Raw genomic sequence first — 17,346 nt, 5'->3', positions numbered from 1 at the left:
CCACAAGCCGGGGAACCCGTCCAAGGCGATGGCTCCTGAAGTTGTTGACAGGAGAAACACAATGCCGCAATTACAAGCTAAATCGCTAGAAATGAGGACACCCCAAGCAACTAAAACCGCCGTTCTGGTTATCGGAGGTGCAGAAGATAAAGTTCATGGACGCGAAATCCTCCGAACTTTTTTTGGACGCGCCGGTGCTAGTAAGGCTTATATTACAATTATTCCATCTGCCTCTCGCGAACCGGCCATCATCGGTGGTAGGTATATTCGCATTTTTGAAGAAATGGGTGCTCAGAAGGTAGAGATTTTAGATATCCGCGAACGAGAACAGTGTGAATCCTCCCAGATCAAAGCATCCTTAGAAGCCTGTAGTGGGGTATTTTTGACAGGAGGCGACCAGCTGCGTCTCTGTGGTGTATTGGCAGATACACCAGCAATGGAAATTATTCGCCAGCGTGTGAGGGCGGGGCAACTAACCTTAGCAGGCACGAGTGCAGGAGCAGCAGTGATGGGGCATCACATGATTGCAGGTGGCGGTAGTGGAGAATCGCCAAATCGTTCCCTAGTTGATATGGCAACGGGTTTAGGGTTTATTCCTGAAGTCATCGTTGACCAACACTTTCACAACCGTAATCGGATGGGGCGGCTGATAAGTGCGATCGCAGCTCACCCTGATCGCTTAGGTATTGGCATTGACGAAGATACTTGTGCAGTATTTGAACGTGATGGTTGGTTACAAGTTATGGGTAAAGGCAGTGTCACCATTGTTGATCCCACTGAAGCCACCCACACCAACGAACCCCATGTTGGTGCTAATGAACCATTAACAGTACATAATTTACGTCTCCATATCCTCAGCTACGGCGATCGCTTCCACTTGTACCAGCGCACTGTATTGCCTGCTGTACACCGGATCTCCAGCTGACGGGATAAAGTATCTGAGGTTACACTGAGTTGGCCACAAATTTTAGATTTTGGATTTTGCAAAAAGTTGTAAGGAAGAGCCACTGCGTTGCGCGGGTTCCCCGCGTTGTAGCAAGTGGCGTTGGTTTACCGACCTAACAAGCTTTTCAAGACGGATTTTAGATTAAAAGAGCTTTTTGGCAGATGCCGCCAAGTGGGCGAAAGAAATCTAAAAAACCATCAACGACTCGTTAAGCCTTTGCGATCGTAAATCTAAAATTAAGAGAGCTAAGTACCCTAATTGTCTCTTTTAATCCAAAATCATAAATCTAAAATCCTGTTAGAGGTTGACCGCACATTTATTTCTTGTTGTAGAAAAATGATGAGAATAGTATGTAAAAAGAAAAAACTGTTTGCAACGAACAGTTTAGCGGTCAATTCCAGTAAGAAACTAGAATTTTGGTTCCGAATCTCCATCTACCTATTCCCATGAGAATCCTCAAGATCCAGACCTTACGCGGCCCAAACTATTGGAGCATTCGACGCCACAAGCTGATCGTCATGCGCCTCGATTTAGAAAACCTTGCCGAGACGCCCTCGAATGAAATCCCTGGCTTTTATGAAGGACTAGTTGAGGCGCTGCCGAGTCTGGAGGGTCATTATTGTTCTCCTGGCTGTCGTGGTGGTTTTCTGATGCGAGTCAAAGAAGGCACTATGATTGGTCATATCGTAGAACACGTAGCCCTAGAACTCCAGGAATTAGCTGGTATGCATGTTGGCTTTGGTCGCACCCGCGAAACTGCCACACCCGGAATTTATCAAGTAGTAATTGAGTATCAGAACGAGGAAGCGGGACGCTACGCTGGACGAGCCGCAGTACGGCTGTGTCAGAGTATCGTTGATCGAGGGCGTTATCCCAAAGCAGAACTAGAGCAAGATATCCAAGACCTGAAAGACTTCACCCGTGATGCTTCCTTAGGCCCGTCCACTGAAGCGATCATCAAAGAAGCAGAAAAAAGAGGTATTCCCTGGATGTCTCTGGAAGCCCGCTTTTTGATTCAGCTGGGCTACGGCGTGAATCAGAAGCGGATGCAGGCCACAATGACGGACAACACCAGCATTCTGGGCGTAGAACTAGCTTGCGATAAAGAAGCCACTAAACGCATCCTTGCTGCTGCTGGTGCGCCAGTACCCAGAGGTACAGTGATCAACTTCTTAGACGATTTGGAACAAGCCATTGAATTCGTTGGCGGCTATCCTATCGTCATCAAGCCCCTGGATGGCAATCATGGACGGGGGATCACCATTGATATTAGAACTTGGGAAGAAGCTGAAGCAGGATACGAAGCCGCTAGACAGGTTTCCCGGTCAATTATTGTCGAAAGATATTATGTTGGACGCGACCATAGGGTACTAGTAGTAAATGGCAAAGTAGTAGCAGTAGCCGAACGCGTCCCGGCTCATGTGATTGGCAATGGCAGATCAACCATCGCCGAACTCATTGAGGAAACAAACCTAGACCCAAATCGCGGTGAAGGACATGATAACGTCCTAACCAAGATTGAACTAGACCGCACCAGCTACCAACTCTTAGAAAGGCAAGGCTATACCATAAACAGCGTGCCACCCAAGGGGACTATTTGTTATCTCAGAGCAACGGCAAACTTAAGTACAGGTGGTAGTGCCGTAGACCGTACCGATGAAATTCACCCAGAAAATCTTTGGTTGGCACAACGGGTAGTTAAGATTATCGGTTTAGATATCGCCGGACTCGATATCGTCACCACGGATATTAGCCGTCCCCTGCGGGAAGTTGATGGCGTGATTGTCGAAGTTAACGCCGCTCCCGGCTTCCGAATGCACGTTGCCCCAAGCGTGGGTATTCCCCGTAACGTCGCTGGCGCAGTAATGGATATGCTGTTTCCCAACGAGCAATCTGGACAAATCCCCATCCTTAGCATCACGGGTACTAACGGTAAAACTACTACAACCCGACTACTAGCACATATTTATAAACAGACTGGTAAAGTAGTTGGTTATACTACTACCGATGGAACATATATCGGTGATTACTTAGTAGAAGCTGGCGATAACACAGGCCCCCAAAGTGCCCACGTCATCCTTCAAGATCCCACAGTAGAAGTAGCGGTACTGGAAACGGCTCGCGGTGGCATTCTCCGCTCTGGATTGGGCTTTGAAGCCGCAAATGTGGGAGTGGTGTTGAATGTAGCTGCCGACCACTTAGGAATCGGCGATATAGATACAATTGAGCAGTTAGCTAACCTCAAGAGTGTAGTAGCAGAAGCCGTATTCCCTGATGGCTATGCGGTACTTAATGCCGACGATCGCAGAGTCGCCGCCATGTCAGAAAAAACTAAGGCTAATATTGCTTACTTTACAATGAACCCCGACTCGGAATTAGTGCGAAAGCACATCCAAAAGGGCGGAGTAGCAGCAGTATATGAAAATGGCTATTTGTCAATTGTTAAAGGTGATTGGACACACAGGATAGAAAGAGCAGAAAATATACCTTTAACAATGGGCGGTCGAGCGCCGTTTATGATTGCCAATGCTTTAGCAGCAAGTTTGGCAGCATTCGTGCAAAACGTCACTATTGAGCAGATTCGTGCTGGTTTGAAGACCTTCCGGGCTTCAGTTAGTCAAACACCAGGACGGATGAACTTATTTAATTTAGGCAACTACCACGCTTTAGTAGATTATGCCCACAACGCAGCCAGTTACGAAGCTGTAGGTTCCTTTGTACGGAACTGGACTACAGGACAACGGATTGGCGTAATTGGTGGGCCAGGCGATCGCCGCGACGAAGACTTTGTTACATTAGGCAAATTAGCAGCACAAATTTTTGACTACATCATCGTCAAAGAAGACGATGACACACGGGGACGCTTACGGGGTTCAGCCGCCCAGTTGATTATTCAAGGCATCACCGAAGTTAAACCTGATAGCCGCTACGAATCAATTTTGGATGAAACCCAAGCGATAAATAAAGGCTTAGACATGGCTCCTGATAACAGTCTGGTGGTAATTTTACCAGAAAGCGTTACACGAGCTATTAAGTTAATTAAGCTGCGTGGTTTAGCCAAAGAAGAGACACACCAACAAAATACTGGCACAACTGTCATCGATTCTCAAAATGGAATAGCACCTTCTTCTGTTGTTAATACATTACTGTAGTCAGGAGGAGTCAGGGCGCTGACTCCTGTATTCTGATTACTTTTATGAAGCTGTGATTATTGCTTACTACAAGCCAGTAGAATCTACATGAAACGTACTGTTAGTATCCCAGTTGATTTACCATCGGATAAATTTTTACCTTTGATGAACCAGTGTGCAGAGATATTTAACGCACACGTTGACTGGGCTATTGCTAAGAGTAGTTACAACAAAAATAAGGCACACAAGGAACTGTATCACTTGTTAAGAGTTCAGTATCCGTGTGTGCCTTCTGCGCTATTGCAAACAATCAGAGATAACGCACTTGAAGCTATCAAAGCTACAAAATTCAAGAGCATTCCCAAGAAAAAACCAACATCGGGATTAAGGTACGATAAACGCACAATGACGCTAAGAGGAAAGCAATTAACCCTCTCGTGCATTGGGAAACGAGTCACTTTAATTCTTGATGTTCCTGAATATTTTCAAGAAGTGTTTGAAACTTGGGAATTTTGCGGTGCAACTGTTACCTGTACTAACAACACCAAGCAATTCTGGGTGAGATTGGTTTTTGAGACAGAAGACCCGCAACAGATAGAAGGACAAATTCAAGGAATTGACCGAGGCTTGTATCATCAAGCTGTTACCAATGATGGTCAATTTTTCAGTTCTTCTAAAATCAGGGAAGTACAAAGACGTTATTTACATAATCGTCGTAAACTCCAGCAAAAAGGCACTCGCAGTGCCAAACGTCGTTTAAAGGCGATGTCTGGACGCGAGAAGCGGTTCATGCGGGATACGAACCATTGTGTAAGTAAAAAGTTAGTCAACCAACCCTTAATTGCGGTTTTTGTACTAGAGGACTTGTCCAGTATTCGCACTCAGCGACGCGGCAAGAAAATGAATAAATGGTTGGGTAGTTGGGCGTTCTATCAGCAAGAGCAGTTCTTGGCTTACAAGGCAGAAGCGTTGGGAAAACGAGTAGTACACCAAGATCCTCGTTATACCTCCCAAAAATGCAATATTTGTAAGCACATCCGAAGAACAAATCGGCACAAGTCCAGATTTCATTGCAAAAATTGTGGACATCGGACACACGCGGATCTCAATGCTGCCAAGAATGTTCGGGACGACTATATTCTCTCCTCTACCCAGTTAGGGACACAGGAGCAGGCATCAGTCAATATGCCGTATGTTTCAGCCGATTCTGTCGGTTAGTTACAAGCCCCATCCCCTTGTGGGTGGGGCGGTTGACTATTGTTTTTCTTCTTCCTGATTGATTTCGTCACTGGGAGTTTTCATCTCCTCCTTAAACCCTCGTAGGGTTTTGCCCAGTGCAGTTCCCAGTTCGGGAATTTTTTTTGGGCCAAAAATTAAAACAGCGACTATGGTAATTACAGCTATTTCTGGCCATCCCAGTCCAAACATATAAATTTCCTCTAAGGCTTCTGTAATTAAATATAGACATTGATGGCGCAAATTCCATAAGTTCTGCTATCTTCAAAAAATTTTGCTAAACAACATACTATAAGCACTTTAGGGAATTCAAAAAATTAAATTACTCAATTGTTCCATCCAACACGATTAGTAGAATTTTTTTCCTGCTCCCCCTCCTCCACCTACTTCGTCTACTGTCTCATACTTATGATGGTGACTCAGACCAGTCTGACTTCCTTTATACTCATTTTCATGGAGCTATTAAACCAATTCGCAATTCGCAATGGGCTAACGCCCCGCTCCGCTAACGCAATTCGCAATTACGTTTTGTGACGGGGATTTAGACCCCGACACAAAACGTGCTGCCTATCTTGCTGGGGACTTAAACCCCCAAAGTTCGTTAAAGCCGGAATCATCAGGGACATTGTTCGGGAAATATCGAAACGAATCTGGGTAGAGGAGAGGCACTCCCCTGTCCTAGCATTTAATACTGAGTAGGAACAATTTTGGTCTGTTAATTGCAGTATATGAGCAGTTTCGAGGAACTGAGTCAGAAAACTTTGAATAAGGTTCACAATACCTATGAAACAATTTAGCAAAAAGGAGATTATCTGTGATTAAGAGTGTTGGATACGCAGCCCAAAGTGCAAGTACACCACTAGGATTGTTCACTTTTGAACGGCGAGAGTTAGGGCCGCACGACGTACAAATCGAGATCCTTTACTGTGGCGTGTGTCACTCGGATCTGCATACAGTCGCTAATGAGTGGAAAAATACGGTTTACCCTGTCGTACCTGGACATGAGATCGTTGGTCGTGTAGTGAAGATTGGTGAGCAGGTTTCCAAGTTCAAGGTAGGCGAGACTGCGGGCGTTGGTTGTATGGTCGATTCTTGTCGCACCTGTCCAAACTGCCGTGAGAGTTTTGAGCAGTACTGTGATAATGAAATTATCTTCACCTACAACAGCCCAGAGAAGCAGACAGGGAAAACGACTTATGGGGGTTATTCAAACCAGATTGTCGTGGATGAAAATTACGTGCTACGCGTTTCGGAAAAACTGGATCTCGCTGGCGTCGCACCCTTATTGTGTGCGGGGATCACGACGTACTCGCCTTTACGCTACTGGAAAGTTGGCAAAGGCGATAAGGTGGGTATCGTCGGGCTTGGTGGGTTGGGACACATGGGGCTAAAATTAGCTCACGCTTTTGGTGCTTACACTGTGCTGTTCACAACGTCGTCAAGTAAGACCGAAGATGCCAAGCGCCTTGGAGCCGATGAGGTTGTCATTTCAAAAAACAGCGATGAGATGAACAAGCATATCAACAGCTTCGACTTCATTCTCAACACGGTTTCGGTATCGCACGACCTGGACGCGTACACTCAGTTGCTTAAGCGTGGTGGTACGCTGTGCTTGCTTGGTGTACCGGAAAATCCGCACCCATCACCTAACATCGGTAACTTGATTTTTAAGCGCCGAGTAATTGCCGGTTCGATGATTGGCGGGATTCAGGAGACACAAGAAATGCTCGACTTTTGCGCTGAACACAATATCGTCAGTGACATCGAACTTATCCCGATTCAGAAGATCAACCAAGCATACAAGCGGATGCTAAAAAGCGATGTGAAATACCGCTTTGTGATTGACATGGCATCGCTGAAGGAAGAATGACAGTAAAAAAATGCTATTGTCGCTTTTGATGAACAGTCCTGAATCCTTTGCTTTTTAGGGTGTAAGAAAAACCAATAAAAAAAGTTTGAGCGTTGGTTTTCGGCGCTCAGACTTTTTTATTAAAAATTAAATTAAATGATTACCTTAACTTATACTAATTTAATTAATGATTGCAACACATCCTTGGGTAAAGACGCGATGAATCGCGTCTCTACAAATGGTCTATTTGTCGGATTATTTTTTCAAATTGGTATTACTTCCCATTGGATTGGTAATTGGCAAACCTAACCACTCACTTAATTCATGAGCTAACCATTCAAGTTCTACTTCAGATTTAATACCGACATCGTTTCCACTAATTTGGTATTTTTGTAATCCTGAGTAAATATATAATTGCGCTGGAACGGCAACTCTAGTGTCTTGAGAGCCTTTAATAAAATGTTTTGGAATGTAAACCAACTTATTAACACTTTGCCTTGGGGATGGTCGGGGACGCTCAAACTTCCAACTAAACAACTCCCAGCTTAGGGAAATTTGTTCTGCATTCAGGCGTAAGCAGATGCGTCCAAACAAATTAAAGAAAAATTTATACACCATAGAACAGCCAGCAACCCAAAAAGCAAGTGAGAACAACGCAAAGGGGATGTTGACAGGAAAAGGGGCCCAAAGAGCGTAAATTGTCCAAAGTAGGACAAATGAATTCCAGGCGATCACAAATACACCTGTCAATACTATTGATGGATGGAAACCATCTGGTGGAATGATAATTTCTAGAGAATCCCAGTTTTTGGTTAGTTGAATCTTACTCCCATCTGGTTTGCTGGCAACTAAAGCAGGTAAGTTAGTCACTTGTGGCTTCTCTAAAGCTGCGATCGCATCAGCAGCAGAACTAAAACGCCCTTCTAAACTGGGTTCAATCATCCACTTTAGCCACTTGCTAAAGCTGGGACTCAGATTAGCGGCTACCTCAAACTGAATGCGAAAATCCTTTTGCGGTAAATCAGCTGGGTGATTCCCCGTCATTAAATAAATTAAAGTTGCGCCTAAACTATAAAGGTCTGATGCTGCAACAGTGCGTCCGCCAAATTGCTCTGGTGGCATATAGCCATAAGTTCCTACCACAGTTCTTGTCCCGGTTTCTGTGGCGAGGATAGTCTGCACTGAGCCAAAATCTACCAAATAAACTTGTCCAACACTATTACCAGAACGCTCCCCTAATAAAATATTGCTAGGCTTAATATCACGATGAATTACAGGCGGATACAGCCCATGTAGGTAAATAAGAATCTCTAAAAGCGCTTTGGCTATCTGTTTGACTTCAGCTTCAGTAAATGTTCGCCCACTTTGTAAATATTGTTCTAAAGTTTTTGCTCTTATATAAGTTTGTACAAGCGCAAATCCTTTAATGGTTGGTAAATTTACCTCAAAATAGTTTAAATACTGAGGAATTAAGGGATGTGACAAAGATTTTAAAGTTTCAGCTTCCCGTTCAAAAAGCTTGAGTGAATCCCATTCAAAGTCATCACCAAAAGAGAGTAACTTAATGACAACTAATTCTTGAGTTTGCAAATCACGAGCTAGCAAAGTCCGCCGCCCTGCTTTTTTTCCTAGTAGCTGCTGAACTTCGTAGCGTTCGCCTAATATTTCGCCGATCATTATGGTTTCTTCTAATGCTACGGTTGAAAAGTTTTTAAAGGTTATAGCTTTTCAAGTTGGCAAATCCATATCTTTAGTATAATTGCGTAATTCTATGCCCTCCCAACTTTGGCCTTATATTACCCCTGGTATTCCCGATGAATTGTTTGAAAATTTGCCAGGAATTCCCCTGAGTCAACGAGAAGTCCGACTAATGTTAATTGCCCAACTGCGACTAAAGTCAGATTCTGTGTTATGGGACATTGGCGCAGGGACGGGTACAATTCCGGTAGAGGTGGGGCTATTGTGTCCAGGTGGAAAGATTATCGCTATAGAAAGGGATGAAGAAGTAGCTAATCTAATCAAGCGTAACTGCGATCGCTTTGATGTGAAAAACGTCGAAGTAATTGAAGGTAGTGCCCCAGAGTGTTTACACGATCTTAAAGTTACACCTCACCGCGTTTGTATCGAGGGAGGACGACCCATTCAAGAGATTCTGCAAGCAGCATGGAATTATTTGCCCCCATCCGGTCGGGTTGTAGCCACAGCTGCTAATCTAGAAAGTCTGTATGCTATTTCTCAGAGCTTTTCTCTGTTAAGGGCTAGAAATATCGAAGTCGTTCAGTCTGCCGTTAACCGCTTAGAGACGCGTGGCTTTTCTCAAACCTTTACCGCCGTTGATCCCATTTTTATCCTCAGTGGTGAGAAACTGGATTAGGGAATGGGGCATGGGGCATGGAGCATTGAAAGAAGCGGTAAAGGAAGGGAGAAAACAGAGATGAGGAAGTAGGGGGAGCTGGCGTTGCAGGGGAAGAAAGAATAACCAATGCCCAATGCCCAATGCCCAACACCCAATGCCCAACACCCAATGCCCAATGCCCAATGCCCCATGCCCCATGCCCCATGCCCAATATTTAATACTTCTATGCCTTGGTCTCGGATTATTAGTGGAATTGTTGCGATCGCTCTTGCTCTTTCTGCAACCCTTTTGGGGGGTTGGTATTTTACCATCATCTTTGCGGTTATCATCTTTTTGGGTCAACAGGAATATTTTAATTTAGTACGAGCCAGAGGCATCGCTCCCGCCGCTAAAACTACTATGGCTGTCAGCCAAATTCTGCTGGTAATTTGTACCCTTGATGGCAGTTTAGCTGAGGCTGTGATGCCAATAGCTGGCACACTTATTTGTTTTTACCTGCTGTTTCAGCCAAAATTTGCCACGATCGCTGATGTTTCCGCTTCTATTATGGGGCTATTTTACGTAGGTTATTTGCCAAGTTACTGGGTGCGATTACGAGCAATTGATACTGCTGCTTTTAGCAATCTTCCTTTCGGAGGTTATTGGCCTACAACGTGGACAGATTTTTGGGAAAAGGCAAATTCTGCTTCTTTACCACAAGGTTTTACAGCAACACTGCTAACTTTTTTGTGTATTTGGGCAGCCGATATCGGCGCTTACACTATTGGCAAATTTTTTGGGAAAACCCGTCTGTCTGATATTAGCCCGAAAAAAACTGTAGAAGGTGCTGTCTTTGGCATTACTTCAAGTATTGCTGTAGCCATAGCAGGAGCCTATTATTTACACTTGCCCAGATCCCCCTTCACTGGTTTAGCATTGGGTTTGCTGATTGGCATTGCTAGTCTTTTGGGGGATCTTACCGAATCTATGCTGAAGCGAGATGCTGGAGTCAAAGATTCTGGGCAGTTAATCCCTGGACACGGTGGTATTTTAGACCGTACTGATAGTTATATTTTCACTGCTCCGTTGGTATATTATTTTATGACACTATTGTTGCCGCTACTGTAGTGGTTTTTTGTAACAGTTAAACTATTGCACTGACCCATATCCCGCCCGGAACTTAAGTTCCGGGCTAATAGCTAAAGTCCACTTAAGTGGACTGAAATTCTTATTTAGTCCTCTTGAGAGGACTTAAGCTATTAGCCTTGGAATTTATTCCGAGGCGGGATAGTAACGAAGGGGGGGATTGTCCCCTTGTCGTCCTCATCCCCTCAAAGGCGCTAGATCATTTAAACCAATTCGCAATTCGCAATGACGCTCGTTCCTCGCTAACGCAATTCGCAATTACGTTTTGTGACGGGGATTTAGACCCCGACACAAAACGTGCTGCCTATCTTGCTGGGGACTTAAACCCCCAAAGTTCGTTAAAATAATGTAAATAGGTGGGCATAAACAAACCTAACTATGTAACGAAATATAAAATGCTCAAAACCTTTGCGATTGCTTCTCTACGAGACGCTCCGCGAACGTTTCACTCGTAATGAGGTAGTTATGAATTTTCACGCCTACCTACTTATTAGCATTGTTTAATTCGTCATCATCAAGGGTTAACGTTAATTCGCCCACGACACACTAGCTTGCCTGGGATCAGGGTTAATTCTTGGATATCGACATCTGAACCAAGATCCAGATTGTGTTCATCATTGTCCTCTAATATATCCCCTTGGTCGGACTTGATTTTTATATGTGCCAGTTGCAACTCATGCCCACTAAGTAATTGTAAGCTTAGACAAATCTCTAGAGGAGTTGTTTCACTATTGGTTACTCTCATACCTCGCAGTATAATTTGGTTGTTATCAAGAATAATTTCTTGCCAATTTATTGGTTGTGACTTTGGGCAATCTCTTGGTAAAACTTTAACCAGTAAATCACTCAAAGCAGTCGATAATAAGTTAGATGAGAGAGAAGCATTAAGATCCTTCTCGTCTACGATCAAATCGCCAACTACTGGTACTGTTTCTAACAGTCGTAGCGGTTTTCCTTTGAGTACCGAGCCAATATTTATGCGAATATTTTCCGCTATTAATTGAATTTTTGTAATTAGGAGACCTTGATAAACTGCATCAGTAGCAAAAATAGATACCGACGGGATACGCCCAGAGAGAATTTGGCGATCGCTCGCTTTAATTTCTACTTCTAAGTCCGATATTTGGCTCACTTGCGCTCTCAACCAGAGCTTTAGGGCTGTTGTGAGTACCTGCGTAATTATGCGTATTTTATTAGTATGTGTTGTCTGAAAATTTTGCTCTGGCATCTAAGGAATCTGTTTATGAATATTTACTTAACAACCGAACAGAAATTAAATAAGTCTTAAATGTAACATTTATGTCTACTGGCTACAAAATGCAAATATCATTTAATTGTTAACAGTAAATAAGCAATTCCACATGGAGGCACGGTTACAAAAAATTCTCGCTCAATGGGGTATCGCCTCACGTCGTGAAGCCGAAGAAATGATTAGGCACTCGCGGGTGCGGATAAATGGGGCGTTAGCACATTTAGGTCAAAAAATTGATCCCGAAAAAGATGCGATCGCTATTGATGGTAAGCCTGTATCTAAAAAGCAGCGTCCGGCTTTAATATATTTATTGCTACACAAACCAGCAGGTGTGGTTTCGACTTGCTACGACCCTCACCGTAGACCAACAGTCCTGGATCTACTACCGAAAGAATTACGGGAGGGTACAGGTATTCATCCAGTTGGACGCTTAGATGCAGATTCTACAGGAGCATTAATCCTGACCAATGACGGAAATCTAACATTTGGACTAACCCATCCTCGCCACAGCATTTCCAAAAAATATCGTGTTTTGGTAGAAGGACACCCTCCAGAAACAGTTCTGAAAATGTGGCGTCAGGGTGTGATGTTGGAGGGTAGAAAAACCAGACCCGCTAAGGTACAGCTAATAGAACATTGTGGCGAGCAAAGCTTTTTAGAAATAGTGTTGCAGGAGGGAAGAAATCGCCAAATTCGCCGGATAGCTCAACAGTTAGGATACCCAGTAATCAAGCTGCATCGGACTGCTATCGGCGCAATTCAATTACAAACTCCAAAAGAACCTTTTTTGTCAGAAGGTAAATATCGTTCCCTCAAAAATCATGAAATTCACTTTTTGCAAGATCAGATAACACAACCTAATTATTGATTCTGTGGAGTTAAGGAGTGTCAGTAGGCATGAAATGGCTAAGAAAGAAGAATAATAACCAGCCATCAATTTCATTAGAGCAACAACGAGCCGAAAAATTGGCAGAAATGGGCGCTCAACTTTGGGCATTGCGTCAAGAACAGGGATTATCTCTAGAGCAAATGGTTGCATTAACTAGGATTCCCCAGCGATTATTGCAGGCGATCGAAGAAGGTAATTTAAACGATCTGCCAGAACCAGTCTATATACAGGGTTTAATCAGGCAATTTGCCGATGCACTAGGCTTGAATGGAGTAGAGTTTTCTGGCACTTTTCCGATTAGTTCTGCACAAGTGAATCCTCAAGGTATAGAGAATAATTCACCCCTTAATCAACTACGTCCGATTCATCTTTACTTTCTTTACATATTGCTAATTGTATGCTCTGTAAATGGCTTATCTCAGTTATTAAATAACGCAGTACTACAAGCAAGTACAAGTAATAATCAAAATCAGCCATCCCCAAAACAAAAGTCCATTGTTAAACCAGAAATAGCCCAAGTAAAAGAGTCAGTGGAGGTTCAATCAGTTAACGATACCCTTAGCGCCGTCCAACAGGGAAAGGCTGTACAGATTGGTGTCACCTTAAAAGCGTCATCTTGGATTCGCGTAGTAGCTGATGGTAAAACCGAGTTTGAGGGTACTCTCCCAGAGGGAACTCACCGGATTTGGAAAGCCCAACAGCAACTCACAGTGAAAACTGATAATGCTGGTGGCGTGTTAATGAGCATCAATCAAGAGAAAGCCAAAGAAATGGGAGAACCGGGGAAAGAGGAAGAAGTTAGAATTGCTGCAAAACCTAAGTTTTGAAATATGGGGCATTGGGCATTGGGTATGGGGCATTGGGCATTGGGCATTGGGCATGGGAAAGAGACAAGAAAGAAACTTGTTCAATAGTTCTCCCTTGTCCCCCTCATCTCCCCCTGCTCCCTCATCTCCCCCTGCCCCCCTGCCTTATTGCCTTTCCGGGGCGCGTCCATTAAGTCTGGTAAGAACTTTCAAGCGATCGCCTAATTCTTGTGTCAAAGCTCCTGCTTGATAGCGCCATTCCCAGTTACCCTCAGCAACACTGGGAAAATTCATCCGCGCTTCGTTTCCTAAACCCAAAATATCTTGCAAGGGAATAATCGCTTGGTTAGCTATGGAACTCAAAGCTAGGCGAATTAAATCCCAGTGAATGCCTTCAGGACTAACACAACCTAAATAAAGCAACAGGTTTTGCTTTTCGTAGTCACTGGCTGAATTAAACCAGCCTACAGTTGTGTCGTTATCGTGAGTGCCCGTATAAACTACAGCATTTCGCGGGTAATTGAATGGTAAAAATGGATTACCAGGATCAGAACCAAAGGCAAACTGTAAAACCTTCATTCCAGGAAATTCATACTTATCTCGCAGTGCTTCTACCTCTGGTGTAATTACTCCCAAATCTTCCGCCAAGACGGGTAGCTTGCCCAACTTCTCTCTAATCGCTTCAAAAAAAGCGTCTCCAGGCGCTTCCACCCATTTACCATTCATGGCAGTTTCTTCGCCTTGGGCTACTGACCAATAAGCCTCGAAGCCCCGGAAGTGGTCAATGCGAATAATATCTACATAATCTAGCATTGCCTCAAAGCGCTGTACCCACCATTTAAAGTCTTGTTTTTGTAATTCTTCCCAGTTATAAACCGGGTTGCCCCACAATTGACCGGTGGCGCTAAAGTAATCTGGTGGAACTCCTGCCATTTGGGCGGCAACTCCTGTCTCTTCGTCTAAGCAAAAGATGTCGGGATGCGCCCACACGTCGGCACTATCATGAGATACGTAGATGGGAATATCGCCTATTATGTCAATACCGCGCATATTAGCGTAGCTTTTCAGCTCTGACCATTGCCGGAAAAACTCAAATTGGACGAACTTGTAATAAAAAATCTCTCCGTTAAGCCGATCCTGTACATGAGCTAATGCTTCGGGTTGGCGCTTGACAAATTCTCGCTCCCATGTATGCCAGCTTGCATTTTCGTGGGCATCTTTCAGCGCCATAAATAAGGCGTAATTATCTAGCCAATAGGCTTTACTGTCGCAAAAACCTGCAAACTCGTTTTTTTGGATGTCCGTAGCATTCACTTTAAAGTTTTCACAGGCTTTTTTGAGTAGCCCAATCTTAATTGGCACAACCTGGTCGAAGTCTACCTTTTCTACCGGGAATCCTGGTAAATTAGCAAAGTCTTCTTCAGTGAGCAAACCCTCATCTCGGAGTTTTTCTGGGCTAACCAGCAGGGGATTTCCCGCCATTGCTGAGTAGCACATATAAGGGGAATTGCCGTATCCAGTGGGGCCTAAAGGTAAAACTTGCCAATATTGTTGATGGGTATCTTTAAGAAAATCGATGAAGCGATAGGCTTCTAAGCCTAAATCTCCAATGCCAAATCGGCTAGGAAAGGAGGTAGGATGCAGCAAAATACCACTGGATCTAGGAAAAGGCATAAGTAACCTGAATTATGAGAGGGAGCAATTATCTGATGGACACGCTATGCGATCGCCCAAGGGGCAGTGGCAAAGCCAATCGCATCGAATTTATCACGGAACAGTATTTGCACGGTAAATCAAGTAAACTCATCTTGATTGTCATTTGTCCTTGACTAATGACTAATGACTAATGACTAATGACCAATGACTCATAAATATGACTTACCGAAATCCTGCACCAACAGTTGATATCATCATTGAACTAGTAGATCGACCTCATCGGCCAATAGTGTTAATTGAAAGACATAATCTACCCTTAGGTTGGGCTATTCCTGGTGGTTTTGTGGATTATGGAGAAGCGGTGGAAGTGGCGGCGCGGCGAGAAGCTGAGGAAGAAACGGGTTTGCAGGTGGAGTTAGTTGAACAATTACTAGTATATTCTGACCCTAATCGCGATCCGCGTCAGCATACCATTAGCATTGTGTTTTTAGCGACAGCGAAGGGTGAACCAAAGGCTGGGGATGATGCTAAGGGTATAGGAGTTTTTGAGTATTGGTGTGTGCCTGGTAATTTATGTTTTGACCACGATCGCATTCTGCGGGATTATTGGCGATATCGGCATTATGGGATACGTCCAAGGTTGGGGTAGGAGAAGATGTCAAAGCCAAGATTCTAACGCTAAGGCTTGCACCTGTTGTATCCTTTGAAAATCGCTGTCCCTTGAGACAATGGTGAGGTTATAGTGCAGAGCAGTTGATGCTATCCACAAGTCGTTATCACTAAAACCCAAATTTTGAACTGTAAATTTTCTACGCTTTGCTTTGTCTTTGGGGCCAAAATTTTCGACAATTTCTCCTTTGAGGCTACCGTAAACATCGGCAACCCCTCCACTAATGGGATAAAGGTCAATGGTTTGCAAAAAAGTTCTAACAAAGCGAAGATCTGCTTCTTGTTGAGAAGACTTTTGCACCATGTAAAGGAGTTCACCTTGCACAATAACGCTAGTTGCAACTCCTAAGCCGATGTGTTCTTGTAATCGACGAATGACGTTGCTTTCTCCAAAAATGATTCGGCTACAATGGTTAGTATCTAAAAGGTACATCACTAAAATTCAGCCGAGGAACGAGTTTCGTAAACAAGCTGTAAGCACTCTTCAAAATCATCTCCTTGCCAAGTTCCGGCAAATTTTAGCAAGTCTTCTGCTTTAGAGCCTCTAAGAATTGGTGTTGCTTCATGTATTTGCGGTTCTGTTTGATGATTGGAAGTATCATCATTTTTTTCCGTTGACAGGTCAAGAGATATTTCCTCGGTTGTTGGTTTTGTTTTGAGAGAACGCAAAAAATCTAGCGTTTGGGCTAGTAGAACATCTGAGGATGATTCAATTTCTTGGAGCAGTATTTCTTTTATATTCATCAATGATGTTTTGCAGTTTGTTGTACCAGTATTATACGAGTGCGATCAAGATGCTGACCTAGCGGCATTATGGAATACGTCCAAGGTTGGGATAAAAGGGACGAACCGCAAAGGAAGAAAAGAGAGCAATACCTGTGACACAAAGTTTTTGTGATTATAAGATGCTGACCTGACTGGTGCGATAATGCCAGATGGAGAAGTTTACAAACCGATCGCTTCTCAGCTAGAAATTGGTAAACAAGAAACATCGTTAGAGAAAGTAATATTTATGATCCGTAAAGTAATTAATACTGATAACGCACCCGCACCAGTCGGCCCTTATAATCAAGCGATCGCAGCTTCAGGTCAATTTGTATTCGTCGCTGGACAAATTGCCATCGATCCCCGCCTTGGTGATGTCGTCTACACTGATGATGTTAAAAAACAAACCGAGCAAGTATTAGCTAACCTTGAAGCCATCCTCACAGCATCTGGTGCGACTTTTGAAGATGTGGTGAAAACCACTGTATTTCTGGCTGATATGAATGATTTTGCGGCGGTGAATGCCGTATATGCTAAATATTTCCCGGAAAATACAGCCCCAGCGCGGGCTTGTGTGCAGGTATCGCGCTTACCTAAAGATGTGTTGGTAGAAATTGATGCGATCGCTGTAGTTAGCGGTTAGTGCCAATACACTTACAAAAGAAG

The 17,346-nt window shown here is 43.8% G+C and carries 16 protein-coding genes and 1 pseudogene; 11 read left to right on the top strand and 6 right to left on the bottom strand.

Annotated features, from left to right (window positions below):
- Window positions 1–61: 61 nt before the first annotated feature.
- From CDC33_RS19700 to CDC33_RS19690, 3 genes are all read left to right on the top strand, one after another.
- Entirely contained in the window at window positions 62–925 is an 864-nt protein-coding gene (locus CDC33_RS19700) for a cyanophycinase (RefSeq protein WP_100898664.1), read from the top strand.
- 467 nt (window positions 926–1,392) lie between these two features.
- Entirely contained in the window at window positions 1,393–4,098 is a 2,706-nt protein-coding gene (gene cphA / locus CDC33_RS19695) for a cyanophycin synthetase (protein ID WP_109009969.1), read from the top strand.
- 87 nt (window positions 4,099–4,185) lie between these two features.
- The gene (locus CDC33_RS19690) at window positions 4,186–5,295 is read left to right on the top strand and encodes an RNA-guided endonuclease InsQ/TnpB family protein (protein ID WP_109007771.1); all 1,110 of its coding nucleotides are present in this window, start codon (window positions 4,186–4,188) and stop codon (window positions 5,293–5,295) included.
- 36 nt (window positions 5,296–5,331) lie between these two features.
- Here CDC33_RS19690 and tatA read toward each other — a convergent pair whose 3' ends face one another.
- Window positions 5,332–5,505, bottom strand: a complete 174-nt coding sequence (tatA, locus tag CDC33_RS19685) for a twin-arginine translocase TatA/TatE family subunit (RefSeq protein ID WP_109012645.1) — start codon at window positions 5,503–5,505, stop codon at window positions 5,332–5,334.
- Between the two features lie 622 nt (window positions 5,506–6,127).
- On the opposite strand from tatA, the gene CDC33_RS19680 reads away from it, so the two are divergent.
- Window positions 6,128–7,183 carry an NAD(P)-dependent alcohol dehydrogenase gene (locus tag CDC33_RS19680; RefSeq protein ID WP_109009968.1) on the top strand — a complete coding sequence of 352 codons (1,056 nt, stop codon included), beginning with the start codon at window positions 6,128–6,130 and terminating at the stop codon, window positions 7,181–7,183.
- 234 nt (window positions 7,184–7,417) lie between these two features.
- Here the strand turns inward: CDC33_RS19680 and CDC33_RS19675 are convergent, their stop codons facing one another.
- Window positions 7,418–8,839, bottom strand: a complete 1,422-nt coding sequence (locus tag CDC33_RS19675; protein WP_109009967.1) for a serine/threonine protein kinase — start codon at window positions 8,837–8,839, stop codon at window positions 7,418–7,420.
- A 94-nt stretch (window positions 8,840–8,933) separates the two neighbouring features.
- On the opposite strand from CDC33_RS19675, the gene cbiT reads away from it, so the two are divergent.
- Both cbiT and CDC33_RS19665 read left to right on the top strand, forming a co-directional pair.
- Window positions 8,934–9,536, top strand: a complete 603-nt coding sequence (gene cbiT, locus CDC33_RS19670; protein ID WP_109009966.1) for a precorrin-6Y C5,15-methyltransferase subunit CbiT — start codon at window positions 8,934–8,936, stop codon at window positions 9,534–9,536.
- A gap of 207 nt (window positions 9,537–9,743) precedes the next feature.
- The gene (locus CDC33_RS19665; RefSeq protein WP_109012644.1) at window positions 9,744–10,625 is read left to right on the top strand and encodes a phosphatidate cytidylyltransferase; all 882 of its coding nucleotides are present in this window, start codon (window positions 9,744–9,746) and stop codon (window positions 10,623–10,625) included.
- Window positions 10,626–11,157: 532 nt separating this feature from the next.
- On the opposite strand, the gene CDC33_RS19660 is transcribed toward CDC33_RS19665, so the two are convergent.
- A complete protein-coding gene (locus CDC33_RS19660) occupies window positions 11,158–11,871 on the bottom strand; it encodes an LmeA family phospholipid-binding protein (RefSeq protein ID WP_109009965.1) in 714 nt (237 codons plus the stop codon).
- Window positions 11,872–12,004: 133 nt separating this feature from the next.
- On the opposite strand from CDC33_RS19660, the gene CDC33_RS19655 reads away from it, so the two are divergent.
- Both CDC33_RS19655 and CDC33_RS19650 read left to right on the top strand, forming a co-directional pair.
- Window positions 12,005–12,763 (top strand): pseudouridine synthase, encoded by a 759-nt coding sequence (locus tag CDC33_RS19655; RefSeq protein WP_109009964.1) that lies wholly within the window; start codon window positions 12,005–12,007, stop codon window positions 12,761–12,763.
- Window positions 12,764–12,792: 29 nt separating this feature from the next.
- Window positions 12,793–13,611 (top strand): helix-turn-helix domain-containing protein, encoded by an 819-nt coding sequence (locus CDC33_RS19650; protein WP_109009963.1) that lies wholly within the window; start codon window positions 12,793–12,795, stop codon window positions 13,609–13,611.
- Window positions 13,612–13,755: 144 nt separating this feature from the next.
- Here CDC33_RS19650 and malQ read toward each other — a convergent pair whose 3' ends face one another.
- Complete coding sequence (malQ, locus tag CDC33_RS19640) at window positions 13,756–15,264, bottom strand: 4-alpha-glucanotransferase (RefSeq protein WP_109009961.1); 1,509 nt, start codon at window positions 15,262–15,264, stop codon at window positions 13,756–13,758.
- A gap of 14 nt (window positions 15,265–15,278) precedes the next feature.
- On the opposite strand from malQ, the gene CDC33_RS38925 reads away from it, so the two are divergent.
- A complete protein-coding gene (locus CDC33_RS38925) occupies window positions 15,279–15,419 on the top strand; it encodes a hypothetical protein (protein ID WP_181374082.1) in 141 nt (46 codons plus the stop codon).
- Between the two features lie 44 nt (window positions 15,420–15,463).
- Window positions 15,464–15,895, top strand: coding sequence for an NUDIX domain-containing protein (locus tag CDC33_RS19635; RefSeq protein ID WP_109009960.1), 432 nt, complete (start codon window positions 15,464–15,466; stop codon window positions 15,893–15,895).
- Between the two features lie 9 nt (window positions 15,896–15,904).
- Here CDC33_RS19635 and CDC33_RS19630 read toward each other — a convergent pair whose 3' ends face one another.
- Together CDC33_RS19630 and CDC33_RS19625 are read right to left on the bottom strand one after the other, a co-directional pair.
- A complete protein-coding gene (locus CDC33_RS19630; protein WP_109009959.1) occupies window positions 15,905–16,348 on the bottom strand; it encodes a type II toxin-antitoxin system VapC family toxin in 444 nt (147 codons plus the stop codon).
- A gap of 2 nt (window positions 16,349–16,350) precedes the next feature.
- A complete protein-coding gene (locus CDC33_RS19625) occupies window positions 16,351–16,659 on the bottom strand; it encodes a hypothetical protein (RefSeq protein ID WP_109009958.1) in 309 nt (102 codons plus the stop codon).
- 160 nt (window positions 16,660–16,819) lie between these two features.
- Between CDC33_RS19625 and CDC33_RS19620 the strand changes: the two are divergent.
- Window positions 16,820–17,323, top strand: a pseudogene (locus CDC33_RS19620) (RidA family protein); the annotation flags it as partial.
- Window positions 17,324–17,346 lie beyond the last annotated feature (23 nt).

The sequence above is a fragment of the Nostoc commune NIES-4072 genome (genome assembly GCF_003113895.1).
In the GTDB taxonomy this organism is placed as follows: Bacteria; Cyanobacteriota; Cyanobacteriia; order Cyanobacteriales; family Nostocaceae; genus Nostoc; species Nostoc commune.
This window is presented reverse-complemented; position numbering and strand designations above follow the sequence as displayed.